The 23758-nt window shown below is 48.6% G+C and carries 21 protein-coding genes; 10 read left to right on the top strand and 11 right to left on the bottom strand.

Features of this window, described 5'->3' with window-relative positions; genetic code table 11:
• Positions 1-39: 39 nt before the first annotated feature.
• The 3 genes from tsf to ACYSNS_RS06660 form a co-directional block, all read right to left on the bottom strand.
• A complete protein-coding gene (gene tsf, locus ACYSNS_RS06670) occupies positions 40-963 on the bottom strand; it encodes a translation elongation factor Ts (protein ID WP_461722350.1) in 924 nt (307 codons plus the stop codon).
• Between the two features lie 111 nt (positions 964-1074).
• Positions 1075-1848: a 30S ribosomal protein S2 gene (gene rpsB / locus ACYSNS_RS06665; RefSeq protein ID WP_461722349.1), complete on the bottom strand. Its 774-nt coding sequence runs from the start codon at positions 1846-1848 to the stop codon at positions 1075-1077.
• A gap of 214 nt (positions 1849-2062) precedes the next feature.
• Entirely contained in the window at positions 2063-2887 is an 825-nt protein-coding gene (locus ACYSNS_RS06660; RefSeq protein WP_461722348.1) for a cell envelope integrity EipB family protein, read from the bottom strand.
• 149 nt (positions 2888-3036) lie between these two features.
• Between ACYSNS_RS06660 and ACYSNS_RS06655 the strand changes: the two genes are divergently transcribed.
• Genes ACYSNS_RS06655 through ACYSNS_RS06645 form a run of 3 tightly spaced genes read left to right on the top strand, consistent with a single transcriptional unit; the run spans position 3037 to position 4710 of the window.
• Positions 3037-3498, top strand: a complete 462-nt coding sequence (locus tag ACYSNS_RS06655; protein ID WP_461722347.1) for a RidA family protein — start codon at positions 3037-3039, stop codon at positions 3496-3498.
• Positions 3499-3501: 3 nt separating this feature from the next.
• Positions 3502-4254 carry a glycerophosphodiester phosphodiesterase family protein gene (locus tag ACYSNS_RS06650; RefSeq protein WP_461722346.1) on the top strand — a complete coding sequence of 251 codons (753 nt, stop codon included), beginning with the start codon at positions 3502-3504 and terminating at the stop codon, positions 4252-4254.
• Between the two features lie 30 nt (positions 4255-4284).
• Entirely contained in the window at positions 4285-4710 is a 426-nt protein-coding gene (locus ACYSNS_RS06645) for an HIT family protein (RefSeq protein ID WP_461722345.1), read from the top strand.
• Positions 4711-4869: 159 nt separating this feature from the next.
• Here ACYSNS_RS06645 and clpA read toward each other — a convergent pair whose 3' ends face one another.
• Together clpA and clpS are read right to left on the bottom strand one after the other, a co-directional pair.
• Positions 4870-7218 carry an ATP-dependent Clp protease ATP-binding subunit ClpA gene (clpA, locus tag ACYSNS_RS06640; RefSeq protein WP_461722344.1) on the bottom strand — a complete coding sequence of 783 codons (2349 nt, stop codon included), beginning with the start codon at positions 7216-7218 and terminating at the stop codon, positions 4870-4872.
• Positions 7219-7224: 6 nt separating this feature from the next.
• Positions 7225-7524, bottom strand: coding sequence for an ATP-dependent Clp protease adapter ClpS (gene clpS, locus ACYSNS_RS06635; RefSeq protein ID WP_461722412.1), 300 nt, complete (start codon positions 7522-7524; stop codon positions 7225-7227).
• Positions 7525-7844: 320 nt separating this feature from the next.
• Between clpS and ACYSNS_RS06630 the strand changes: the two genes are divergently transcribed.
• Both ACYSNS_RS06630 and ACYSNS_RS06625 read left to right on the top strand, forming a co-directional pair.
• The gene (locus ACYSNS_RS06630) at positions 7845-9209 is read left to right on the top strand and encodes a D-alanyl-D-alanine carboxypeptidase (protein WP_461722343.1); all 1365 of its coding nucleotides are present in this window, start codon (positions 7845-7847) and stop codon (positions 9207-9209) included.
• A gap of 33 nt (positions 9210-9242) precedes the next feature.
• A complete protein-coding gene (locus ACYSNS_RS06625; protein WP_461722342.1) occupies positions 9243-9518 on the top strand; it encodes a hypothetical protein in 276 nt (91 codons plus the stop codon).
• Positions 9519-9549: 31 nt separating this feature from the next.
• On the opposite strand, the gene ACYSNS_RS06620 is transcribed toward ACYSNS_RS06625, so the two are convergent.
• The 3 genes from ACYSNS_RS06620 to ACYSNS_RS06610 form a co-directional block, all read right to left on the bottom strand.
• Positions 9550-9981: a DUF1489 family protein gene (locus tag ACYSNS_RS06620; RefSeq protein ID WP_461722341.1), complete on the bottom strand. Its 432-nt coding sequence runs from the start codon at positions 9979-9981 to the stop codon at positions 9550-9552.
• Positions 9982-9989: 8 nt separating this feature from the next.
• On the bottom strand, positions 9990-11387 hold the full coding sequence (locus tag ACYSNS_RS06615) for an L-serine ammonia-lyase (protein ID WP_461722340.1): 1398 nt from the start codon (positions 11385-11387) through the stop codon (positions 9990-9992).
• A 372-nt stretch (positions 11388-11759) separates the two neighbouring features.
• A complete protein-coding gene (locus ACYSNS_RS06610; RefSeq protein WP_461722339.1) occupies positions 11760-12437 on the bottom strand; it encodes a nitroreductase in 678 nt (225 codons plus the stop codon).
• A gap of 97 nt (positions 12438-12534) precedes the next feature.
• Between ACYSNS_RS06610 and ACYSNS_RS06605 the strand changes: the two genes are divergently transcribed.
• On the top strand, positions 12535-13518 hold the full coding sequence (locus ACYSNS_RS06605) for a DUF1624 domain-containing protein (protein WP_461722338.1): 984 nt from the start codon (positions 12535-12537) through the stop codon (positions 13516-13518).
• 52 nt (positions 13519-13570) lie between these two features.
• On the opposite strand, the gene ACYSNS_RS06600 is transcribed toward ACYSNS_RS06605, so the two are convergent.
• Together ACYSNS_RS06600 and mgtE are read right to left on the bottom strand one after the other, a co-directional pair.
• Complete coding sequence (locus ACYSNS_RS06600; protein WP_461722337.1) at positions 13571-13957, bottom strand: MerR family transcriptional regulator; 387 nt, start codon at positions 13955-13957, stop codon at positions 13571-13573.
• 5 nt (positions 13958-13962) lie between these two features.
• On the bottom strand, positions 13963-15378 hold the full coding sequence (gene mgtE / locus ACYSNS_RS06595) for a magnesium transporter (protein WP_461722336.1): 1416 nt from the start codon (positions 15376-15378) through the stop codon (positions 13963-13965).
• A gap of 169 nt (positions 15379-15547) precedes the next feature.
• Between mgtE and ACYSNS_RS06590 the strand changes: the two genes are divergently transcribed.
• The 4 genes from ACYSNS_RS06590 (at position 15548) to ACYSNS_RS06575 (ending at position 18848) form a co-directional block, all read left to right on the top strand.
• Positions 15548-15949 (top strand): hypothetical protein, encoded by a 402-nt coding sequence (locus tag ACYSNS_RS06590; protein ID WP_461722335.1) that lies wholly within the window; start codon positions 15548-15550, stop codon positions 15947-15949.
• Positions 15950-16265: 316 nt separating this feature from the next.
• A complete protein-coding gene (locus ACYSNS_RS06585) occupies positions 16266-17294 on the top strand; it encodes an ABC transporter substrate-binding protein (RefSeq protein ID WP_461722334.1) in 1029 nt (342 codons plus the stop codon).
• A gap of 4 nt (positions 17295-17298) precedes the next feature.
• Positions 17299-18063: an ABC transporter ATP-binding protein gene (locus ACYSNS_RS06580; protein WP_461722333.1), complete on the top strand. Its 765-nt coding sequence runs from the start codon at positions 17299-17301 to the stop codon at positions 18061-18063.
• Positions 18060-18848, top strand: coding sequence for an ABC transporter permease (locus tag ACYSNS_RS06575; RefSeq protein WP_461722332.1), 789 nt, complete (start codon positions 18060-18062; stop codon positions 18846-18848). The genes ACYSNS_RS06580 and ACYSNS_RS06575 overlap by 4 nt, the downstream gene beginning before the upstream one ends.
• A gap of 622 nt (positions 18849-19470) precedes the next feature.
• On the opposite strand, the gene rpoC is transcribed toward ACYSNS_RS06575, so the two are convergent.
• Positions 19471-23679 carry a DNA-directed RNA polymerase subunit beta' gene (gene rpoC, locus ACYSNS_RS06570; RefSeq protein WP_461722331.1) on the bottom strand — a complete coding sequence of 1403 codons (4209 nt, stop codon included), beginning with the start codon at positions 23677-23679 and terminating at the stop codon, positions 19471-19473.
• Positions 23680-23758: the final 79 nt, after the last annotated feature.

Here is a 23758-nt window from a genome sequence, read left to right as displayed (position 1 = left end):
AGCTTTGAGCTTTAAATGCATCGGAACAACAACCGGAGATTAACCCTTGGCTGCTGCTGCAACCTCTGCTGCGAAATCAGTTTCTTCTTTTTCCACGCCTTCACCCAGAGCGAAACGAACGAAACCGGTGATTTTTGCTGGTGCACCGATTGTCTTTTCCGCGTCTTTCAGAGCAGCTTCAACTGTGACATCAGGGTTCATAACAAAAGCCTGCGATAGCAACACAACTTCTTCATAGAATTTGCGCATGCGGCCTTCAACCATCTTTTCGATGATATTTTCCGGCTTACCCGACTGACGTGCCTGATCGGAGAAAATCGACTTTTCACGCTCAACAGCTGCCGGATCAACTTCTTCCGGTGTCAGGGCGAGAGGGTTGGTTGCGGCAACATGCATAGCGACCTGACGGCCAAATGCAGCAGCAGCTTCCTTATCACCGGTTGTTTCAACAGCGACGAGCACACCAAGCTTGCCAAGACCATCCGCAACACCGTTATGGATGTAAGTCGCAACAATACCATCATTGACCGAAAGCTCAGCAGAACGGCGGAAAGTCATGTTTTCGCCAATCGTACCGATCGCATCCTTAATGGTCTCAGCAACATTTTTTGCTGAACCAGGATAGACTGAAACCGAAACAGCATCCAATGAACCGTCGGTATCAAGAGCTGCTGTTGCAACATTACGGACGATATCCTGAAAAGCATCATTGCGGGCAACAAAGTCTGTTTCAGAGTTCACTTCAACCAGAACCGCCTTCGGTCCTTTCGAAGCAACACCGATCAAGCCTTCTGCTGCGGTACGGCCCGCCTTTTTATCGGCCTTGGCAATACCCTTCTTGCGCAGCCAATCAACGGCAGCTTCCATATCGCCATTTGTTTCAGCCAAAGCAGCCTTGCAATCCATCATGCCGGCACCCGACAATTCACGAAGTTCTTTCACCTGTGCAGCTGTAATGCTCATATTTGCCTCTTTGTTCTATAAAGGCGAAAGCGTGCAGGGATTATTCCTCAGCACGCCTGCGACCTTGCATATTAGCGGATTGACGCCCTCTAAATAGGCGCCGTTCTATTCTTATTCTGCGGCAGGTGCAGCTGCTTCTAGCGCAGGCTCTGCCGGAGCTTCAGCCTGTGCACCCAAATCCACGCCCATAGCACCCTGCTGACGGGCAATACCGTCAAGAGCAGCCTTTGCAATCAAATCACAATAAAGGGCAATAGCTCGAGAAGCGTCATCGTTGCCCGGAATTGGATAATCGATATTGTCCGGATCGCAATTGGTATCGATAACAGCAACAACCGGAATACCAAGACGCTTTGCTTCCTGGATTGCAATGCCTTCCTTGTTGGTGTCAATGATAAACATAAGATCAGGTACGGAACCCATATCCTTGATACCACCCAAGGCGCGGTTCAATTTTTCACGCTCACGCTCAAGGTTGAGACGCTCTTTCTTGGTGAAGCCCTGTGCTTCGCTTGCCAAAATCTCGTCAACTTTACGAAGACGCTGAATGGAATTCGAAATTGTTTTCCAGTTGGTCAACATACCGCCAAGCCAACGTGCATTGACATAATACTGGGCGGAACGATTCGCTGCATCAGCAATAATGTCTGAAGCCTGACGCTTGGTACCAACAAAAAGAACACGACCGCCACGAGCAACTGTGTCCGAAACAAGCTTCAAAGCCTGATGCAGAAGGGGAACAGTCTGGGCAAGATCGATGATGTGAATATTATTGCGCTGGCCGTAAATATAAGGGGCCATCTTTGGATTCCAACGATGTGTTTGGTGACCAAAGTGAACACCAGCTTCCAAAAGCTGACGCATAGAAAAATCTGGCAATGCCATTGTTTTATCCTTTCCGGTTGAACCTCCGCGGAAAGAGGCAGGAAACACCTGCCACCGGCGGACGACCACGGATTTCTCCCGCAATCACCCAACTTCCGCGTGTGGAATGGGCGCTACATAAGCGAATTCTCACAAAGTTTCAAGCACTTTTGCATAAAGCGAATGGACAAGCGCAATGTTACGTCACAGTTTCCCAAGCTTTTTTGGTGTAATGCTACTTTTTACACGCCTCCTTCGGCGTCTTGTCTTCGAAAAGCTCAAGTGTCCGCAATTTGCCGCGTACGGAAAAATTGCCGTAATCCATGACCAGATCCCGTGTTACACCATTTTCATAAAGCAAAAAGCTTGTACGGTAGACTGGCAAGCCATCCTGGCTTTCACCATCATCGAAATAGGAAATGGTTACCGGCCAGTAATTTTGCTCTCCAAGTTTGCCCATGACTTTGGTTTCGCTATCGGCCTTGGCGTCCTTTTTATCACCAATGACAACTGTCGCCTCGGTGAGGCTATCGGCATCATCCGACCCATCGAATAGAACCGTCCTGTAAAAGTGACGACCGGCCTTTGCCTGCCGGATAACCTCTTCGGTCTGTGCTGTCGGAAACTCAGCCGGTTTTAATTTATGCTCAACCTCAGACGGCTTTTTAAGCTTTACCAATAGCTCGTTTTTTTCAATTTTTGCCACACCGTCAGTCTCGTTTGTTACTTCCTGATCGATCAGCGTTTTGCTGACAAAACGAAACTCTTTGCCGTTTCCCGCTTCAAAACTCGTCGTCTGTTGATCCGTCAAACGGGCTGGCATATCTTCCATATTGATGCGCGTTACAAAACGAAAACGGGTCGTATAGCCCTCACACATCGAACCGCTGAACTCATAGGCCATACGGCCGGTTAGCCCCGATATGCCCGATTTGTCAGATGCATTGTCGAGCTGCAAATCATAAATAGCCAGATGCGGCGCCATATAGACCGGCTCTTCAGCCTGTACAACAGCGATGCTGGAGGCATAAACAGCCAAGGCGAAAAGCATTTTCGACATATGGTCCAATCCTATCTTTCATTTAATTCAGGCGTTATCATATAAGTCTGCATGAAAGCGAGTAAATTTCTTTTTTTCATCGGCGCATTTTCATGTCCATAAAAATGCGTTATGGAGCGAATATCATAGGACCGGAAAAGAGGTAGATTATGTCTGATACAATCGAAAGCCGTTTGCAACAGTGGAACATCACCATTCCTGAGGCTGCGCAACCGGTGGCAAATTATGTAACCGCTGCAAAAAGCGGCAACCAGATGTTTATTTCAGGTCAATTGCCATTAGCAAACGGCAAGCCTGTTGCTGTTGGTAAAGTCGGCGCAACAGTAAAAGCAGAGCAGGCAAAAAAATCAGCTGAAGCCTGCGCCATCAATATTCTTGCTCAGGCAAAAGCAGCACTTGGCAGTCTTGATAAAATCAAGCGCGTTGTCAAAATTACGGTTTTCGTCGCAGCCGATCCGAACTTTACCGAAATCCCTCAGGTGGCCAATGGTGCATCAGACCTTTTCGTCAATATTCTTGGCGATGCAGGCAAACATGCACGTTCGGCAGTAGGCGTTGCAGCCTTACCGATGGATGTTCCGGTGGAAGTCGAAGCCATTCTGGAAGTCTAAGCGATGCGGTTAGACTGGCTAACGACCAGACCCATTGCACATCGCGGATTGCATGATTTCAACAAGTCCATTTGGGAAAATACGCTGCAGGCTTTCGAGTTTGCAGCGCTTTCCAATTATGCGATCTGTTGCGATGTTCAGCTTTCTCGTGATGGCGTGCCAATCATTTTTCACGGCCCTTCGCTGGAGCGCCTCTGCAACCGTCGCGAACGTATCATCGATTTGCGCGCGGTCGATATTGCCAATCTCCGCTTTGGCGATGGAAAACAGCAGATCATACCATTGCAAAAAATGCTGGAAGCCATTGCGGGAAAAGTGCCCGTATTGGTAAACTTAGAAGGCAATGAAGGACTGGATGTAGGACTGATCTCCACTGTTACCGAACTGCTGACCCATTTTGATAATAAATCAGCCGTGATGTCGCAAGACATTCATTTATTGCGGCGCATCCGCATATCCAATCCGACCATTCCGCACGGTATCAAAGCGGAAGGCAACCAGCGCAAGGATATTGAAGAACACTTTGCAATGCTGGCTCATGATATGGAATTTGTGGCCTATAACCATCGTGAGCTATTCAATCCGTTTGTACGCTTTGCCAAGCAGAAACTTGATATGCCGATCCTCGCCTGGACGATCCAGTCGCGTGACGAATGGGATAAAGCAAGTAAGAATGCCGATCAGATGATCTTTGAGGGCTTCGATCCTGACAGGGAAGAAAAGAGATTAAAGATTTTACATGAATCGGTTAGCTGATTTTCTTAAGGATTAATGTGAGGAGACACCATGGGTAAGACATACGATCCAGATAATATTTTCGCCAAATTGCTTCGCAACGAAATTCCGTCAGTCCGCGTCTATGAAGACGATGATGTGGTGGCTTTTATGGACGTTATGCCACAAGGGCGCGGCCATACTCTGGTGATCCCGAAGGTTGGTTCACGCAATCTACTGGATGCAAAACCAGACACCCTCGTTCCGGTTATAAAAGCCGTGCAAAAAATCGCTAGAGCGGTCAAAGCGGCGTTTGACGCTGACGGCGTCACAGTGATGCAATTTAACGAACCGGCAAGCGGACAGACTGTCTATCATCTGCATTTTCACATTATACCGCGCTTCGAAGGTGTTGAATTAAAACCTCATAGCGGGGCTATGGCCGATCCTGCAGCTCTCGAAGAACAGGCAAAAAAAATCCGCGCGGCGCTGCATTAGGCCACCAGACAAAGGATTTGGCCCAAGCTTGCTATCAATCGGCTGGTTGAAGCCCAAACACTGGAATACAGGCTGTTTCTCAGTTGGTTCTGACTAAAGCGTTTTTTAAACAGCTTTAAAAAAGCCCCGTTCAAAGTGAAATTTGAACGGGGCTTTCCATTAGCTGGCTGGGCTTTTTCTTTTCGTTGATCTTTTCAGATCCTCTTTCGGTGTTCCGCCGTTTTTTGGCTTCACCACCGGCTCCGCCCCTATGATTTCAAGATCGAGTTTTGTCTTATCCTGTTTGTCGGTCATTACCCTCACGGTGCCGCCATTGCGCAGCTTGCCAAAAAGGATCTCTTCGGCAAGCGGCTTCTTAATGTATTCCTGTATGACACGAGATAGCGGACGTGCTCCCATACGCGCATCATAACCCTTATCGGCCAACCACTTGATTGCAGGATCAGATAGTTCAAAGGTAATTTCACGATCGGCCAGCTGTGCCTCAAGCTGAAGGATGAACTTCTGCACAACTTGATGGATGACAGGTTCGGGCAGCGGTGCAAACGGGATTATGGCATCCAGGCGGTTGCGAAATTCTGGTGTAAACAGCCGATTGATTGCCTCGACATCATCACCATCACGCTGTGTCTTGCCAAAGCCGATCGCCGCCTTTGCCATATCTGAAGCACCAGCATTCGTGGTCATGATCAAGACGATATTGCGAAAATCAATCTGCTTGCCATTGTGATCGGTCAATTTGCCATGATCCATAACCTGCAACAGTATATTGAAGAGGTCAGGATGTGCCTTTTCGATCTCATCCAAAAGCACCACCGCATGCGGATTCTGGTCCACTGCATCGGTCAATAGTCCACCCTGATCAAAGCCGACATAACCGGGAGGCGCACCGATAAGACGCGATACCGTATGCCGTTCCATATATTCCGACATATCAAAGCGTAAAAGCTCAACACCAAGCGATGAGGCCAATTGTTTTGCAACCTCGGTTTTACCGACACCAGTAGGCCCGGAAAAAAGGTAGCTTCCGATTGGTTTGTCCGGCTCTCTCAAGCCTGCACGCGCAAGCTTGATCGACGACGTCAATGCATCAATCGCCTTGTCTTGACCATAAACGACACGCTTCAATTCTTTTTCAAGGTTGGCAAGTGTTTTTCGGTCATCGCGAGAGACCGCCTTGGGGGGTATCCGAGCCATTGTTGCTATGGTTGCTTCAATTTCTTTGACACCGATTGTCTTTTTGCGTTTCCCTTTCGGCAAAAGCATCTGGGCTGCACCCGTTTCGTCGACAACATCAATCGCTTTGTCGGGCAATTTGCGATCGGCCATGTAGCGCGATGACAGTTCGACAGAAGCTTTCATGGCCTCATCCGTATATTTGATCTGATGAAAATCCTCAAAATAAGGTTTCAGACCTTTAAGGATTTCAATGGCATCGGAAACGGAAGGTTCATTGACGTCGATCTTTTGGAAACGACGTGCCAATGCGCGATCTTTTTCGAAGATCTGGCGGTATTCCTTATAGGTCGTCGAACCGATGCAACGGATTGCACCCGAAGACAAAGCTGGCTTCAACAGATTGGCAGCATCCATACTGCCGCCTGAAGTTGCGCCGGCACCTATAAGCGTATGTATCTCGTCAATAAACAATATTGCTCCGGGATAGGCTTCGAGCTCTTTTACAACCTGTTTCAGCCGTTCCTCGAAATCACCACGATATCGTGTGCCGGCAACGAGCACACCCATATCAAGCGAGAAAATAGTAGCGCCAAGCAAAACCTCAGGCACATCGCCATCAACAATTCTTTTCGCCAAGCCTTCGGCTATGGCGGTTTTACCGACACCCGGATCACCAACCAACAAAGGATTGTTTTTCGACCGCCGACACAGAATTTGTATGGTACGCGCGACTTCCTTATCGCGACCGATAAGAAGATCTATCTTACCGTCGCGCGCCCGTTGATTGAGATTGACACAATAGGCCGATAGCGCATCCGGCGTTTTTTTCGCAGTCTGCCCGTCATCCTCGTCAAGATCATCATCGTGATCATCAAGCGACAAGCCAGGCAAACCATCAGGCGCGATTCCATGCGATATGAAGCTGACAGCATCATATCGGGTCATGCCCAATTCTTGCAGGAAGAATGCAGCAAAGCTTTCTCTCTCAGCAAAAATTGCTACCAGAACATTTGCCCCCGAAACCTCGTCCCGTCCGGCGGACTGAACATGGATAACGGCGCGCTGAATGACACGTTGGAACGAGGTTGTGGGCTTGGTGTCCTCATCATCGCCAATTTGGGCATCAAGCTCGGACTGAATATATTGCGTCAAGCGCGACCTGAGCTGCTCGATATCGACACTACAGGCGCGAATGACGGAACTTGCGTCGACGTCATCAAGCAAAGCAAGCAAAAGATGTTCCAGCGTTGCATATTCATGATGTGCTTCGCTGGCAATTGTAAGCGCTTTGTGCAGCGCCATTTCAAGACTGGGCGTAAAAGAAGGCATTGGCGATCACTTCCTTTCCATCACGCATTGCAGCGGATGCTGGTTCTGGCGTGCGCAATCCATAACCTGCGCAACCTTTGTTTCGGCAACTTCGTAAGAATAAACACCGCATTCCCCGACACCATTCTGATGGACATTCAACATAATGCGGGTGGCATCTTCGCGGTTTTTGCGGAAGAATTTTTCCAATACAAAAATCACAAATTCCATGGGTGTATAGTCGTCATTTAAAAGAAGGACCCGATAATGATCGGGTTTTTTAAGTTTTGGCTTAATCTGGGTCACAACGCCTGCATCATGCCCCATTTCATCCCCACTATCGCCGCCTTCCCGGTGCATAGTGGTCCTGTTTATCGTCAACTCGAATGCTTTAGTTCTGCTTTCCATCATGGCTTTCCATGTAGTGCTTTTAATCGGAATTTTAAGCCCTTCAAATCGCATTGCAACAAATGTTTCAATACGCGCCGAGATTCATAGCAGTTTTTAAGAAACCGCCATTTCAAAAAATGAGAAAAATGATTCGTATAAACGGATTGGTAACGGTGTTTGGGTAGAGTTTTGCCGAATGCCACGACAGGGGAAACTCTGCCGCGGATTTCGTCGGGCGTCAAAAAGGGTATCTTAAAGTGCGTATAGCCTACCAGAAAATTGCGAATTTCGTCAAAAAAACAGCAATTGCCACCATGGCACTTTCTATGTCTTTCACAATAGCAAAAGCAGCGCCACAGGGCGCCTATGCGGATAAATACGCCGCTATTGTTGTGGACGCAAACACGGGGAAAACGCTTTTTCAGGTCAATGCCAATGCACGACGATACCCCGCGTCACTGACCAAAATGATGACCCTTTATATGCTTTTTGAAGCCATGCAGTCTGGTCGCGTGACACCCAACACGCCTATTCCGGTTTCTGCTTATGCTGCGGCGCGCCCACCCACAAAGATAGGTTTCAGACCCGGTCAAACCATTCCGGCTGAAGCGGCTGCCAAGGCATTGATTACAAAGTCGGCCAACGATGTCGCTTCCGCAATCGGCGAGTATCTGGGTGGCTCTGAACAGCGTTTTGCCCAAATCATGACCGCGAAAGCACGCCGCCTTGGTATGATGAATACCAATTTTGCCAATGCTTCCGGGCTTCCCGACGTACAAAATTATTCCACCGCGCGTGATATGGCCATCTTGTCCTTGGCACTGCGTGAACATTTTCCCCGCCAGTATGAATGGTTTAAAACAACCAGCTTTTCATTTCGGGGGCAAACAATCAACGGGCACAACCGCCTCGTAAAAAACATGCAGGGCGTCGATGGTATTAAAACCGGTTATACCCGTATGTCAGGCTCCAATCTTGCAACATCCATGCGCATGGATGGCCGTTCCATCGTCGCCGTTGTGATGGGCGGACGCTCATCAGCCCTTCGTGATGCGCATATGGCCGAATTGTTGCGTCGTTATCTGCCTCAAGCCAGCCGCTCCAAGACACGCGCACCTTTGATGGCTGCAACCCAGTATGACCTACCCGCCGGACATGAAGCACCTGTTCCAGTAGCAAAAGTTGTTGCAGCTTCGCAAAGCAGCGATGATGCAGCGGTGTTGACAGCCCTTGCAAGCCAGCCTCGCCAGACGCGTTCTGCCATTGCGGCGGCCAATCAGGCAATCGTACCCGCCCCCACCCCGAAAGTTCCTCTTAACGAGAATATCGATCCGGTTATCACGGCATCAGCACCAGCAAATGCGCGTCCTGCCCCTTCCGGTTGGGCAATACAGATCGGCTCGCTGCCAAATCAGGAACAAGCGGACACGATGTTATCCAATGCTGCGGGAGCTGCGCGCCCCGTGCTGGCAAGTGCCAGCCCTTACACACAGGTTTTCGATAAAGACGGTCAGCGTTACTACCGCGCACGTTTTGTAGGGTTTAACTCGAAAAAAGCAGCATGGGACGCATGTTCTGCATTAAAGAAAGCAAATTTTAACTGCTACGCGATATCACAGTAAATGTGTTTGAGTTTTGCGTAAAAGGTAACAGCCATGGCAAATGCTATTGATTTGGATTTCAGCAGCGGATCGTTCTCACAACCGCGTTCGCTGCTAACATTACGATCGCTTCAAGATGCCGCCACCAAATTGGCTGATCTTAAAAACACCCCGCGTGGTCTTGGTACACGGTCACTCATCGGACTGTTAATTTGTCAGGCCCAGCGCAATCGTCGCATGTCCCTGGAGCCGGTTCGCATCCATTTACGTGTGGCGAGCCGCGATGGCAGTGCCGCGGTAAAATTACGGCTCGGCGCAACAAACATCTAACAGAACATAGTCTGTCCTTCACACATGACGGTCACAAAAGACCTAAGCTGGCCAGTTCCTGCTTTAATGCGGCTGGCAATTGGCTATCTCCATTGAAGACATCATCGGCAGGGATTTCATCTTCTTTAAGATAGCGCCATCCCTGAAATGCCCTTCTTGGCTGCCAGATGGTTGGGATAATCTTTGGCTCCAGCACAAAATGACAACGATGAATGCCTTCAGCGTCAGTAAAAGGGCGAATATCCAATATTTTCTGCCGACATTGAATATTTCCTTTGATGACCCAATAGAGTGAACCACCATCGAGAATCTCATCCTGCCTTTTAGGCACCATTCTGGTGGTATGAAACTGCTCTGGCGCTTCCCCCATGGCGCGCTTTTCATCGAGCCTGAAATCAATCCAGCTTGCCAATTCCTCTATTGAAGAACAACCAACACATAATTTTACGATATGAAGCGCCATAGGTGTTTTTAACAATCCGTAACATTGACTGCAAGGCCGCCCTTGCTGGTTTCCTTATAGCGATCACTCATATCACGACCGGTTTGCCGCATTGTTTCGATGCACGCATCCAACGAAACAAAATGTGTGCCATCACCATGAAGCGCCAAGGATGCTGCAGTTACGGCCTTTACCGCTCCCAATGCATTTCGCTCGATACAGGGCACCTGAACCAGACCGGCCACCGGATCACAGGTCATGCCCAAATGATGCTCCAAAGCAATCTCCGCCGCATTTTCAATTTGTAGCGCATTGCCTCCGAGCGCCGCGGTCAGCCCCGCGGCCGCCATTGAAGACGCTGATCCGACCTCCCCCTGACAACCGACCTCGGCACCGGATATTGAGGCATTATGTTTAATGACACCGCCGACAGCTGCCGCCGTCAATAAGAAATTATACACCCCTGCCCGATCTGCACCGTCATTAAAGCGCAGATAATAACGCAAAACCGCCGGTATTACGCCAGCTGCTCCGTTGGTCGGTGCCGTTACAACACGCCCGCCGGCAGCATTTTCTTCATTGACGGCCATCGCATAAACCGAAAGCCAGTCATTTGCCAAAAGCGGGTTAGACCGGTTCTTTTTCCAGTCATCTTCAAGTTTGTCATGCAGCCGTTTTGCACGACGCTTGACATGCAGACCTCCGGGGAGCTCTCCCTCACGTAACAGGCCACGATCGACACACGCCGTCATTGTCTCAAAAATGTCATCAAGACCTTTATCTAGCATTTCACGCGCTATGGTCGTTTCTTCATTTGCACGTTTCATCTCGGCAATTGTCAGGCCGCTCTGTTTGGCCATTTCAAGCATGCTGCGCGCCGATGCAAAAGGATAAGGCACATTTGCCACCTCCTTTTTATCATCATGACGAACGCGGTTTATCTCGTCTTCAGTGACGACAAAGCCGCCGCCAATCGAATAGTAGACGCGACGAATGAGCAGGTTTCCATCCGCATCAAGTCCTTCAAAAGCAAGACCGTTAGCATGTCCGGGAAGGGCTTTTTTGCGCTGAAATATAAGATCCACCTTGGGATCAAAATGATAGGGTGGATGACCGGCTGCATGAACGAGTTTCTCGGCATTTACCGTCTCGACCAGCGCATCCATGCTATCGGGATTGATGGTTGCCGGTTTTAGTCCCAAAAGTCCTAAAATAACTGCTCTATCGGTTGCGTGGCCAACACCGGTGAACGCAAGAGATCCATGCAGATAGGCACGAATATGCGTAACCGAAGCATTTGCTGGCTTAGGCCATGCGCCTGAAGCAATTTCGTCCAGAAACATATTTGCAGCCGTCATTGGCCCCATCGTATGGGAACTGGACGGGCCGATACCAATTTTGAAGAGTTCGAAGACAGAGAGAAACATGGGCTTTTATCAACTTATAGACAGACGAACTCTTATCTATAAGATGTTTTGAGCGTTCTGTCTCGTTCAAAAACCGATTGTCAGATAGGCAAGAAAGATCAAACCAACGAATGCCAATGTTGCGCGTGCTGCCACGGCCCAACAAGACTTTTCTACAGCGTTTTCCATAAACCAACCTTTTAAACTGATCACGTCCCGTTTTGCGAAACAGGAAGTTTGTCGAGGTGGCGACCTATAAACGCACTGGTCGCAATACACAACGTTAAAAACAAGTTAACAGCGATTAAAAGACATAAAAAACGCTCATTTCTGATTAACAGGCGGTAAACTTGCAAAAACTGTGTCAATTTATAACAGTCTAAGATGGGTTCATCAGCCTATAAACCGGACAAATTGTGAAATATCCATGCGTTCTGTGGCAAAATTGTTTTCCGGCGCAGATTCGTCACGATAGCCCATTGCCATGCCACAGATCACCTGCCGATGGCTATCGATCTGCAATGTTTCAGCAACCTGTTGATGATATTCGGAAAAAGCTGCCTGGATGCAGGTATCAAGTCCTTCAGCCCGCGCAGCCAAGGCCAATGTTTGTATAAACATCCCCAAATCAAGCCAACTGCCTATCTCCATATCGCGGTCCATTGTAAAGATAAGCCCGACGGGTGCATCAAAAAATCTGAAATTCTTGGCTTGCTGCCGGGCAATCTCACTACGATCCGTCTTGGCTATGCCTAAACTACGGTAAAGATCCCACCCCAACTTACGGCGACGCGCGAGATAGGGCTCGCGCCAATGCTGTGGGTAATAGTTATATTCGCGTTCGACTTCCACACCGGATAAGGAAAGATCATAAAGCCGTTTGCCAAGGACGCGCAGCGGTTCCCCGGTGATGACAACGACCTGCCATGGCTGCATGTTGGCACCTGAAGGGGCTCTTCCGGCAAGCTGCAACAACCGCTCAAGTGTTATACGCTCTACCGGTCTATCCAAAAAAGCACGAATGGATTTACGGCTTTCGATCACATCATGGACATTTTCCCGTTTCGGCATTTGTTTCTCCTTATACCCACAGGAAAATAACGCCTGTTCATGTGTCTTCATAGCAAAGCCTACTGTTTATGGTAAACAGATAAAAAAGGGTAAGCTTATGAACGATACACCAACAAGCCATAAACGACTGCAGAAGCTTGATATTATTCGCGGATTGGCTTTGTTTGGTATGCTCATTTACCATTTCAGTTGGGATTTGAGCTATTTCTCCTATATTCCGTCTACAGTTCCAGCTGAAGGCAGTCTGCTTATTCTGGCGCGTATTGTCGCTTTCTCTTTCTTGTTTGTGTCAGGTTTCAGTCTCTATCTTGCCCATGGCCAGACGATAAGATGGCGATCCTTCAGCAAACGCCTGATTATGATTGTGCTCTCTGCCTGCCTCGTTTCGGCGGTCACCTATTTTGTTTTGCCACAAGGCTTCATCTATTTCGGCATTCTGCACGAAATCGCCTTAACCAGCATCGTGGGCCTATTGTTTCTGCGCACACCATTGGTGCTCAACATTATCGTCATTATTGCTGTTTGCGCTGCAAACACTTTCCTGCAATCGGATAGTTTCAATACGCCGCTATTGCTTTGGGTCGGTTTGTCGACATCTCCGCCATTATCGTTCGATTACGTTCCGTTTTTCCCGTGGTTTGCAGCGGGGTTAGCGGGCATAACGCTTGCACGCCTCATGACGATCACAAATATTATGCACCTTTTGCGCGCGGGCTTTCGCACCCATTGGCTCAACCAGACACTGCAATGGCTTGGCCGTCACAGCCTATTATTCTACCTCGTACACCAGCCAATCCTGCTCGCGATCCTTTTTGTTGTGTCACAATTTGTTCCACCATCACCGCAAGTACTCCGTTTGCCCATGGAAAATGCCTGCATCACCGAATGCGCCGCCCAAGCAGATAAGGCGACCTGTCAAACCTTTTGCGGATGTGTTTTCGACCGTATCGAAGCACAAAAGCTTTTAGGTGCTTTTTCACGCGGTGAAATTGAACAGACTGACGAAAGGCTGCAAATCCCGATCAATATGTGCTGGAGCAAAATGACCGAACACCTGAATGATCAAACAACCAAGCCCTAAAAGACTGCTTTGTTGTTCCGCAGTATTGTAAAGTTGATAATATCAGACAAAATCAGCGGTTAACGTCCAGTTCGGCCAGCCGCTCGAAGCACGTTTCCTCTATGCGTTCAAGTTCGTGGAGGGACTCGTCGATATCGCGTCGCATCTGTCGCAGTTCTTCGCGTTTATGCTTGATGACCGCAATCATCTGTTGCACCCTGCCCTCGTCCTCTGGCGGCGCACCGGACATGGTCAGCAATTGCGCAATCTCAGCCAAGGAAAAATTTAAGCGTTTGGCTCGCATTATTTGCTGCAGGCGATGCCTGTCTACCTGTGTATAAAGCCGGGTGCGCCCGCGACGAAAAGGCACGAGCAAGCCCTCATCCTCATAGTAACGCAACGTACGAGTTGTTACACCGAATTCCTTGGTCAGTTCGCTGATGGAATAATATTCATGCATAAGCGCTATCCGTTAAAACCGAACCACCACGTCGCCAATCCAAGAAAGGCGAAAAAACCGACAACATCGGTGACCATCGTGACAAAAACCGACGATGCAATCGCCGGATCGGCACCAAAGCGGTGCAATAAAAGCGGGATCAATATTCCCCCCATAGCCGCGGCTATCATATTGATAACCATAGCCGCGCCGATAATCATGCCGATATCGGGAATGCCGAACCACAATCCCGCAGCAAGACCGATAAGCGAAGCAAATAAGGCTCCATTCATCATACCGATCAACAATTCACGTCGTATCACGCGGGCCGCATTGTAGATATCAATGTCGCGCGTGGCGATAGCGCGTACGGTAACCGTCATGGTTTGGGTCGCCGCATTGCCACCCATGGATGCCACAATCGGCATGAGAATGGCGAGCGCCACCATGTGTTGGATCGTACCGTCGAAAAGCCCGATAACAGCGGCCGAAATAAAGGCGGTCAGCAGATTGACGGAAAGCCAGGGCGCACGTGATCGTGCCGTTTGTATCACTGTGTCGGATAGTTCTTCGTCGCCGACGCCGCCCATACGCAAAATATCTTCTTCCGCCTCTTCCTGAATGACGTCAACGACATCATCAATGGTCAAAACACCGACGAGCCGTTCATTCTCATCCACAACTGCAGCGGATAGAAGGTCGTATTGCTCGAATATCTGCGCAGCTGCTTCCTGATCCATGGTGGCGGGTATAACGTAACGGGTTTCATGCATAACCTCATCCACCCGGACAGGCCGCTTGCTGCGCAACAGGCGATCAAGGTCTATCGCCCCTAGCAGGTGAAAGGTAGGATCAATGACAAACACTTGCATAAAATGGTCTGGCAGACCTTCGTCCTCGCGCATATAGTCGATGACCTGACCAATTGTCCAAAATGGCGGTACGGCAATAAACTCGCACTGCATACGCCGACCAGCGCTATCTTCTGGAAAATCCAGCGACCGTTGCAATCGAACACGTTCGGTAAAAGGGAGCTGCGCAAGAATTTCTGCCTGATCTTCTTCGTCGAGATCTTCAAGCAAATAGACGGCATCATCAGAATCGAGCTCTTGAACCGCTTCGGCAATCTGCGCATTTGGCAGCGCATCCATAATCTCAAGACGGATGGCTTCGTCAACTTCGGTCAAGGCAGCGAAGTCAAATTCATCTCCCAGCCTTTGCACCAAAATCTGGCGCTGTTCCGACGCAAGCGCGTCAATCAGATGCCCAAGTTCGGATGGATGCAGATTGGCTACATCTTCATGCAAAAAAAACGCATCGTCGTCGTCGAGCGCCGTTTCCACCCGCTCCAGAAATGACGCATCAATGGCTCCATCTTCGCCATAAATAGTTTTTGGCAAAACATCGGATGTTTCAGACGGTGACATTGACGGTTCATTCATAGCTGTTTTTCCATTGCTCTCTTCGAATAGAACATGCAGCCGGAAGAGAGAAGCTATTTTTCCAACATTAAAAGCGATTTATCTGTATATTCCAGCGGTATTAGTCTTTATTCTGTCATCTTCACATGGTTTTACGCATCACGATGCGATCGTCGGGAATACTGAAAATATGCACAAAAACAAATGGGTTATAACCTTTGTCTTGTTGTTCGTCATTTTTATTGGCGGCGCGTTATCTTTTATCCCTTTGATCAATCATATAGGGCAAAACGAGCTTTATGCCTTTGCGCAGGATAAAAACTACTGCCGTTCGCAAAACTGCGCGGAAGGGGTGGCTTATGTCACCGAAGCCTTGCATAAACAATCCGGCATTCCCGCTGACGATGTCCCTTGGTGCATGGCTGCAAACCGCATCTACTATGCCGACTTTCAATTCCTCAATGCGCTGAAAACAAAGTTCGCCGACTGGATGTATCAGTCTTGCGAACGCGGTGAACTCACCTTGGAAGATGCCAACATTCAGATAGGCGAGCCCCATCCACATGGCGATGATGACGGCGACGAAAATTAGCGTCTGAACCGTTTCATTTGACCGCAGGATTTTTGCCGCTAAGAAACGTCGCGAAACCGCCTGATGATAAAGCTATTTGCCGATTTAAATTACCGAGCGAAGGCGTTGAACGATAAAACCCGCGTAAGCCGCCATTCTGCAGCCTTGCTGTAGTGCTCAAGCTGTTTCACCCAAAAGGCTTATTGAAAAGCGAACACAACCCCGCCGATTAAATTGATGCGCGTATGGCAATCTGGCTTTTTATTCCTTGAAAAGGCTTGATATTCGCGCTGTCCCGGTAGAAAAGACTTTGGGATTGTTTATTTGGGACGAAATCATGACAAATTACACCGTAAACCGTCGGACAATGCTCACACAATTGGCCGCTATGTCGGCTTTATTGGCCACGGGTGCAAATGCATCTGCTTCCGGCGACGCTATGACAGTCGGTGTCATAAGGCTTCCCAGCCAATCCCCGTCATTCATCGCATTTGACCGCGGTTATTATTCCGCAGAAGGTCTGAATGTGACATTTAAATATTTTGAAGCAGCACAAGCGCTTGCTGTTGCGGTAGCGTCCGGCGGTGTCGATTATGGTCTAACCGCGATCACCGGAGGTTTGGTTTCACTTGCTGCCAATGATACTGTTCGTATTATTGGCGGCGCATTGGCAGAAGAAAAAGGCAAACGCGGGCACGTAATTTTGGCATCCAACAAGGCCTATGAAGGCGGCTTGACCAGTCCAGAAAAATTACCCAATCATTCTTTCGGGATTACAACAGCCGGATCTTCCTTCGATTACATGGGGTATAAGATTGCGCAGGCATGTGGTTTTGATGTCAAGACGCTTACCATGAGGCCTCTGCAGAAAGTCGGTGCTTTGATCGGCGCTCTCGGCAGCAATCAGATTGATTGTCTCATCGTGCAACCAGGAATTGCAAAGAAGATCGTCAGCCAAAATCAAGCCAAAGAAATCGGACTGGTTTCAGATTATGTTGATAACTATCAAGTCACAACGCTTTTCACCTCAAAAGCCAATGCGGCTAATCGGCGGCGTACCGAAGCGTTTATACGCGCCTATTCAAGGGCGATTGATGATTACAATAATGCTTTTGTTGACAAAACAACCAATGCATCCGATGTGCAGGATCTATGCACAATCCTGCATCGCTACATCGATCGCGAACTTCCAGAGAGCGAGGCAGAGGCGAATTTGGTCGATGCCTCCATGCGTATCAACAAAAACCTGACACTGCGTCAAGCCTCGTGTCTTGATCAATTGAACTGGATCAAAAATAGCGGCATGATGACGGTGGACGTCACAGAAGACCTACTTTTCGATACATCGTTTGTGAAGGTTATCTAAAAGTATGGAACTCAAGCTACAAAATGTCAGCCATCGCTATGGCGATGTGACGGTACTCGACGGGATCGATCTTGATGTTCGCGCAGGCGAAATTTTATGTCTGGTGGGTCCATCCGGTTGTGGCAAATCGACACTTTTACGGTTCCTCGGTGGACTTGAAGTACCCGAACATGGAAATGTTTTACAAATTGGCGCTCCGGCTGCAAATAGTCTCAATCCATTGACCTATGTTTTCCAACATTTTGCATTGTTGCCTTGGCGAACAGTGGAAGGCAATGTCAGCCTTGTACTGGAAGATCACTCTCTTCCACACAAAGTGCGGAAAGACATTATTGCAGACGTATTGGAACGCACCCGACTTTCTGATTTTGCCTCGGCATTGCCCAAGCAGCTTTCTGGCGGCATGAAGCAACGTGTTGCCATAGCACGGGCATTGGCTGTACGCCCGGATGTCATGTTGATGGATGAGCCGCTTTCGGCCCTCGACAGTCAGACACGCGACCTTTTGATGGATGATCTTGTCAGCCTATGGCTACGCCAACCCTTTACTGCTGTTTATGTCACGCATAATCTCGGCGAAGCTGTGCGGTTAGGGCACCGCATTGCTGTACTTTCGCGCCGACCTGGAAAAATTCGTCACATGGTGGAAATCGATATACCGTTGGATCAAAGGCATATGGCGGATCACACATTGGCCAGCAAGCAAGATGAACTTTGGCAAATGATGCGGGAAGAGGCACAGGCTGCCGATAAGGAGCTGCAAGCATGAGCGATATGCGTCCTGTACCCTTTCGTGGAAAAGGGTTCGCACCCAAACCTTATTACCTGATAGGTATCGTTGTATTTGCTGTGTTTATTCTGTTTCTGGAATATGCCGTACGTTCCGGCCTTATATCACAAGTCGCATTTGCTGCGCCTTCAACGATTTTCATGACGCTGGTACAACTGTTCCGCTCAGGAGAATTGTGGGGCAATCTTGCGCCCTCTTTGAGACGACTGTTTGTCGGCGCTGTTCTCGGCGTTGTAAGCGGCATTGGCGTTGGCATTTTGATGGGACTGTTCACCTATATAAGAGCAGGTCTTATCGGCCTTATTGCCGCACTCTTTCCAATCCCGAAAATCGCGCTTTTACCCTTATTTATAGTCTGGTTCGGCATCGATGAAACCTCGAAATATGCGCTTCTGACGTTTGGAATTTTCACGCCTACGGTCGTCGCTACATACGGCGCTGTCGATAATGTCGATAGAACATTGATACGTATGGGGCAAAGCTTCAATCTCAGCTGGTGGTCAATCGTTCGCAAGATTGTTCTGCCCGGTGCCCTACCCGGCATCCTATCAGGCTTACGGATCTCGCTCTCAATCGGTATTATCCTGCTTGTCGCAGCCGAAATGATCGGCTCTGAATTCGGCATTGGTGCCTACATTAACAATGCAGGTGCCTATTATAATTTGCCTCAGCTTTTTGCCGGTGTTGTTATTCTTTCGCTCTTCGGTTTAATTATGAATTGGGTTATCAGCATCATAGAAAAACGGTTTCTCCGCTGGCGCTGACAAAAATATTGGAAAATCTATTGGCAGATAGCTGAAAGCCTCAATTTGGACAGCAATCTTCTGAACTTTGCAACGCAATAAGCGCACAGTTTCGCTCTAACATTGCTGGAGCGCGTCTTTTTTGTGTTAGACCGAAAGGGCGCTTTAGAGCACATTCGGTGTTCGCTGAATCGAACATGTGCTCTAAGTTTTTAGTTTTCCGCATTTTTTGTCCGATAGGAGTGGGATTAAGAAAACGATCCTGTGAATCGTTTTCCCCACGGATGCGCTTCACACTTTTCGGAAAATGCTCTAGAGCGGTTCCCGATTGATGTGAACCATCAGTCGGATAAGATACCGCGACAAATTAAAAGCTTGAGACGCGCTGGCCGGATAGCATCAAGTCGAAAAGCGCTCTAAGTTTTGCTGCGATGATTATCTAAATCGACACAACGCTTTTTTTGAAGCTGTTCGCAACGAACGCCCCCCTATTTTCCTACGAAAACCAATGGGGATACCTTCCTTATCCTTTAATTGAACGCGTCTTTAATTTCCAAATGACCATTTTGAATAGAAGATAAGAATTGTCTGCATACAAAAAAGCCCCGGTTTTACCGGGGCTTTTCCAAATCATAAGCTGCGCTTATTCGGCAGCTGTGTTGGTCATATCCGCCAACATGGCATTAGCGGCTTCACCACCACTTGACTTACGACGTTCATCGACAATCAAATCATCGCGTGCAGTTGCAATGCGACGGATTTGCGCGATCGTGCCACCGGTACCGGCTGGGATAAGCCGACCGACGATAACGTTTTCTTTCAAGCCCTGCAGTGTGTCCATCTTGCCAGCGACAGCCGCTTCGGTAAGAACGCGGGTTGTTTCCTGGAACGATGCAGCAGAGATGAAGGAAGGTGTCTGGAGCGATGCTTTGGTAATACCCAGAAGAACCGGATTACCCGAAGCAGGCTTCTTGCCTTCTTCAATCAGACGGTCATTGACTTCATCCAACTCGATGCGGTCAACATTATCGCCCGGAATATAGCCTGAATCACCGGATTCAGTGATTTCGACTTTCTGCAACATCTGGCGAACAATCACTTCAATGTGCTTGTCGTTGATTAAAACGCCCTGAAGACGATAGACTTCCTGAATTTCGTTTACGAGATAGGAAGCCAGCGCTTCAACACCCTTAATCGCCAGAATGTCGTGCGGCGCCGGATTGCCGTCGAGGATGTAGTCACCCTTTTCGATCTGGTCACCATCTTGAAGATGGAACGGCTTGCCTTTTGGAATGAGATATTCCACCGGTTCAATCGTTTCATCATTAGGCTCGATCATGATGCGACGTTTGTTTTTGTAGTCGCGGCCAAAACGAACCGTACCGTCGATTTCAGCAATCACAGCATGGTCTTTTGGACGACGGGCTTCAAAAAGCTCTGCCACACGTGGAAGACCACCGGTAATATCCTTGGTCTTTGCACTTTCCATTGGCAGACGGGCAATCACGTCACCAGCCTTAACATGGGCACCGGGTTCAACCGAAAGAATGGTTTCAACCGACATCATGTAACGGGCTTCGCCACCCTTCGACAATTTTGCGATCTTGCCGCTCTTCTTGTCTGTGTGGATGATCATTGCAGGCTTCAGATCGGCACCACGCGGATTTGCACGCCAGTCAATAACCTGACGCTTGGTGATACCGGTCGATTCGTCGGCTGTTTCGGTAACAGACAAACCATCGATCATATCTTCAAAACCTACATAACCTTCAACTTCGGTCATGATCGGGCGGGTATACGGATCCCATTCAGCGATACGCTGACCACGTTTTACCACATCACCGTCATCAACAAAGATGCGGGCGCCGTAAGTCACACGGTGAGATGCACGTTCCTTGCCTGTCTCATCTTTAATGAGAACAGCCATGTTACGGCCCATAACCACCAGATGACCCTCTGAATTACGAACCACATTACGGTTGCGCAGTTCAACAGTGCCTTCATAAGAAGCTTCGAGATAGGACGAGTCCACAACCTGCGCTGTACCGCCTAAGTGGAATGTACGCATTGTCAGCTGAGTGCCGGGCTCACCGATCGACTGAGCCGCAATAACACCGACCGCTTCACCCTGATTAACAGGTGTACCACGAGCCAGATCACGGCCATAGCACTTGGCACAAACACCGAGACGGGTTTCGCAGGTCAATGCTGAGCGGATTTGAACAGTCTGAATACCAGCCTCTTCAATCACTGCAACATCGGCTTCCTCAATCATACGACCGCCTTCAACAATAACTTCTCCCGAAATCGGATGAAGGATATCAAGAAGAGCTGTACGCCCGAGAATACGCTGACCAATCGAAGCAACCACCTGACCAGCATCGACGATAGGTTGCATCGTCAAGCCTTTTTCCGTGCCGCAATCGACAGATGAAATAATGGCATCCTGTGCAACGTCAACTAGACGACGTGTCAAGTAACCCGAGTTCGCGGTTTTCAAAGCCGTGTCGGCAAGACCCTTACGGGCACCGTGGGTTGAGTTGAAGTACTCATTCACGGTCAGACCTTCTTTGAAGTTCGAAATGATCGGAGTTTCGATGATTTCGCCTGAAGGCTTTGCCATCAAACCACGCATACCGGCCAACTGTTTCATCTGGTTGGCAGAACCACGCGCACCGGAATGCGACATCATGTAAATCGAATTCATCTGTTTTTGGCGACCAGTTTCCGGGTCGAATTCAACAGCCTGAATGCGTTTCATCATTTCATCAGCAACACGATCGGTACATTTACCCCAAGCGTCAACAACCTTGTTGTACTTCTCACCCTGGGTAATCAGACCGTCATTATACTGCTGCTCGTATTCCTTCGCCAAAGCTTCGGTTTCCTGAACCAATTTCGCCTTGCTATCGGGAATAACCATGTCGTCCTTGCCAAACGAAATGCCAGCCCGACAAGCATGGGCAAAACCAAGCTGCATAATACGATCGCAGAAGATGACCGTATCTTTCTGACCGCAGTGACGATAGACATGGTCGATCATCTTGGAAATGTTTTTCTTGGTCATTTCCTGATTGACAATATCAAACGAAACATTGGCGTTCTTCGGCAGAAGTTCGCCGATAATCAAACGACCCGGTGTGGTATCGTAGATTTTCGCGACTTCATTGCCATCCGCATCAATATTCTTGAAACGGCCTTTAATCTTCGTATGCAGAGTCACCACTTTGTTATCCAAAGCGTGATGCAGCTCACCAAGATCGGCAAAAATCATGCCTTCGCCCGGTTCTTTTTCAGAAACGATCGAAAGATAATAAAGACCAAGAACCATATCCTGTGAAGGCACGATAATTGGCGCGCCGTTTGCAGGATGAAGAATATTGTTGGTCGACATCATCAAGACGCGTGCTTCAAGCTGTGCTTCCAAAGAAAGCGGAACGTGAACCGCCATTTGGTCACCGTCAAAGTCAGCGTTAAACGCTGTACAAACCAACGGATGCAGCTGGATAGCCTTACCTTCAATCAAGGTGGGTTCGAAAGCCTGAATACCCAAGCGGTGAAGCGTTGGCGCGCGGTTCAACAGAACCGGATGTTCGCGAATGACTTCATCAAGAATATCCCAAACTTCTGGACGTTCTTTTTCAACCAGCTTTTTGGCTTGCTTGACGGTTGAAGAATAGCCCTTGGCATCAAGACGTGCATAGATGAACGGCTTAAAAAGTTCCAAAGCCATTTTCTTAGGCAGACCGCATTGATGCAGTTTCAATTCTGGACCGGTCACGATAACCGAACGACCTGAATAGTCGACGCGCTTGCCGAGAAGGTTCTGACGGAAACGTCCCTGCTTGCCCTTCAACATATCCGACAGTGATTTCAACGGACGCTTATTGGCGCCTGTAATCACGCGACCACGACGGCCATTGTCAAACAGCGCATCCACGGCTTCCTGCAACATACGCTTTTCATTGCGCACAATAATGCCGGGAGCACGCAGCTCGATCAAACGCTTCAAACGATTGTTACGATTAATCACACGACGATAAAGATCATTGAGGTCGGACGTTGCAAAACGACCACCATCAAGCGGCACCAATGGACGCAGATCAGGCGGTATAACCGGAATGATCTTCATGATCATCCATTCAGGACGATTGCCGGACTCAAGAAAGTTTTCAACAATCTTAAGACGCTTCATCAACTTCTTCGTCTTTAATTCCGAAGTTGTTTCAGCCAATTCGGCACGAAGATCACCAGCAATTTTTTCGAGCTCCATCGCTGCCAGAAGCTCATAAATAGCTTCAGCACCGATCAATGCCGTAAACTGGTCTTCACCAAATTCGTCAACTGCAATCATATATTCTTCTTCGGAAAGAAGCTGATGCATCTTCAACGACGTTAAGCCCGGTTCAGTAATGATATAATTTTCAAAATAAAGAACACGTTCAATGTCCTTCAATGTCATATCAAGAAGCGTACCGATACGGCTTGGCAAAGATTTCAAAAACCAGATATGAGCAACAGGAGCTGCAAGCTCAATATGGCCCATACGCTCACGCCGCACGCGTGAAAGAGTGACTTCCACACCGCATTTTTCACAAATAATGCCCTTGTATTTCATACGCTTATATTTGCCGCAAAGACATTCATAGTCCTTGATCGGGCCAAAAATACGCGCGCAGAAAAGACCATCACGTTCAGGCTTGAACGTACGGTAGTTGATGGTCTCCGGCTTTTTGATTTCGCCGTAAGACCAGGACAGAATCTTCTCAGGGCTCGCGATCGAAATACGAATAGAGTCAAACGTCTGCGCTGGCGCCTGAGGATTGAAAAGATTCATGACCTCTTGGTTCATGCCGTTCTCCTTCAAGGGTTCTCTTGAACCCGTTGCGATAAGCCTGTTTTCCACGTTTGGAAAAACCATGGCTATCTCA

It is taken from the genome of Bartonella sp. LJL80 (genome assembly GCF_054871565.1).
The sequence above is the reverse complement of the archived record's forward strand: the minus strand, read 5'-3'. Positions and strand labels throughout refer to the sequence as shown.

Bases quoted from the DNA above. Each gene is read 5' to 3' on its own strand.
- tsf (WP_461722350.1), bottom strand. From the start codon at position 963: ATGAGCATTACAGCTGCACAGGTGAAAGAACTTCGTGAATTGTCGGGT.
- rpsB (WP_461722349.1), bottom strand. From the start codon at position 1,848: ATGGCATTGCCAGATTTTTCTATGCGTCAGCTTTTGGAAGCTGGTGTT.
- ACYSNS_RS06660 (WP_461722348.1), bottom strand. From the start codon at position 2,887: ATGTCGAAAATGCTTTTCGCCTTGGCTGTTTATGCCTCCAGCATCGCT.
- ACYSNS_RS06655 (WP_461722347.1), top strand. From the start codon at position 3,037: ATGTCTGATACAATCGAAAGCCGTTTGCAACAGTGGAACATCACCATT.
- ACYSNS_RS06650 (WP_461722346.1), top strand. From the start codon at position 3,502: ATGCGGTTAGACTGGCTAACGACCAGACCCATTGCACATCGCGGATTG.
- ACYSNS_RS06645 (WP_461722345.1), top strand. From the start codon at position 4,285: ATGGGTAAGACATACGATCCAGATAATATTTTCGCCAAATTGCTTCGC.
- clpA (WP_461722344.1), bottom strand. From the start codon at position 7,218: ATGCCTTCTTTTACGCCCAGTCTTGAAATGGCGCTGCACAAAGCGCTT.
- clpS (WP_461722412.1), bottom strand. From the start codon at position 7,524: ATGGGGCATGATGCAGGCGTTGTGACCCAGATTAAGCCAAAACTTAAA.
- ACYSNS_RS06625 (WP_461722342.1), top strand. From the start codon at position 9,243: ATGGCAAATGCTATTGATTTGGATTTCAGCAGCGGATCGTTCTCACAA.
- ACYSNS_RS06620 (WP_461722341.1), bottom strand. From the start codon at position 9,981: ATGGCGCTTCATATCGTAAAATTATGTGTTGGTTGTTCTTCAATAGAG.
- ACYSNS_RS06615 (WP_461722340.1), bottom strand. From the start codon at position 11,387: ATGTTTCTCTCTGTCTTCGAACTCTTCAAAATTGGTATCGGCCCGTCC.
- ACYSNS_RS06610 (WP_461722339.1), bottom strand. From the start codon at position 12,437: ATGCCGAAACGGGAAAATGTCCATGATGTGATCGAAAGCCGTAAATCC.
- ACYSNS_RS06605 (WP_461722338.1), top strand. From the start codon at position 12,535: ATGAACGATACACCAACAAGCCATAAACGACTGCAGAAGCTTGATATT.
- ACYSNS_RS06600 (WP_461722337.1), bottom strand. From the start codon at position 13,957: ATGCATGAATATTATTCCATCAGCGAACTGACCAAGGAATTCGGTGTA.
- mgtE (WP_461722336.1), bottom strand. From the start codon at position 15,378: ATGAATGAACCGTCAATGTCACCGTCTGAAACATCCGATGTTTTGCCA.
- ACYSNS_RS06590 (WP_461722335.1), top strand. From the start codon at position 15,548: ATGCACAAAAACAAATGGGTTATAACCTTTGTCTTGTTGTTCGTCATT.
- ACYSNS_RS06585 (WP_461722334.1), top strand. From the start codon at position 16,266: ATGACAAATTACACCGTAAACCGTCGGACAATGCTCACACAATTGGCC.
- ACYSNS_RS06580 (WP_461722333.1), top strand. From the start codon at position 17,299: ATGGAACTCAAGCTACAAAATGTCAGCCATCGCTATGGCGATGTGACG.
- ACYSNS_RS06575 (WP_461722332.1), top strand. From the start codon at position 18,060: ATGAGCGATATGCGTCCTGTACCCTTTCGTGGAAAAGGGTTCGCACCC.
- rpoC (WP_461722331.1), bottom strand. From the start codon at position 23,679: ATGAACCAAGAGGTCATGAATCTTTTCAATCCTCAGGCGCCAGCGCAG.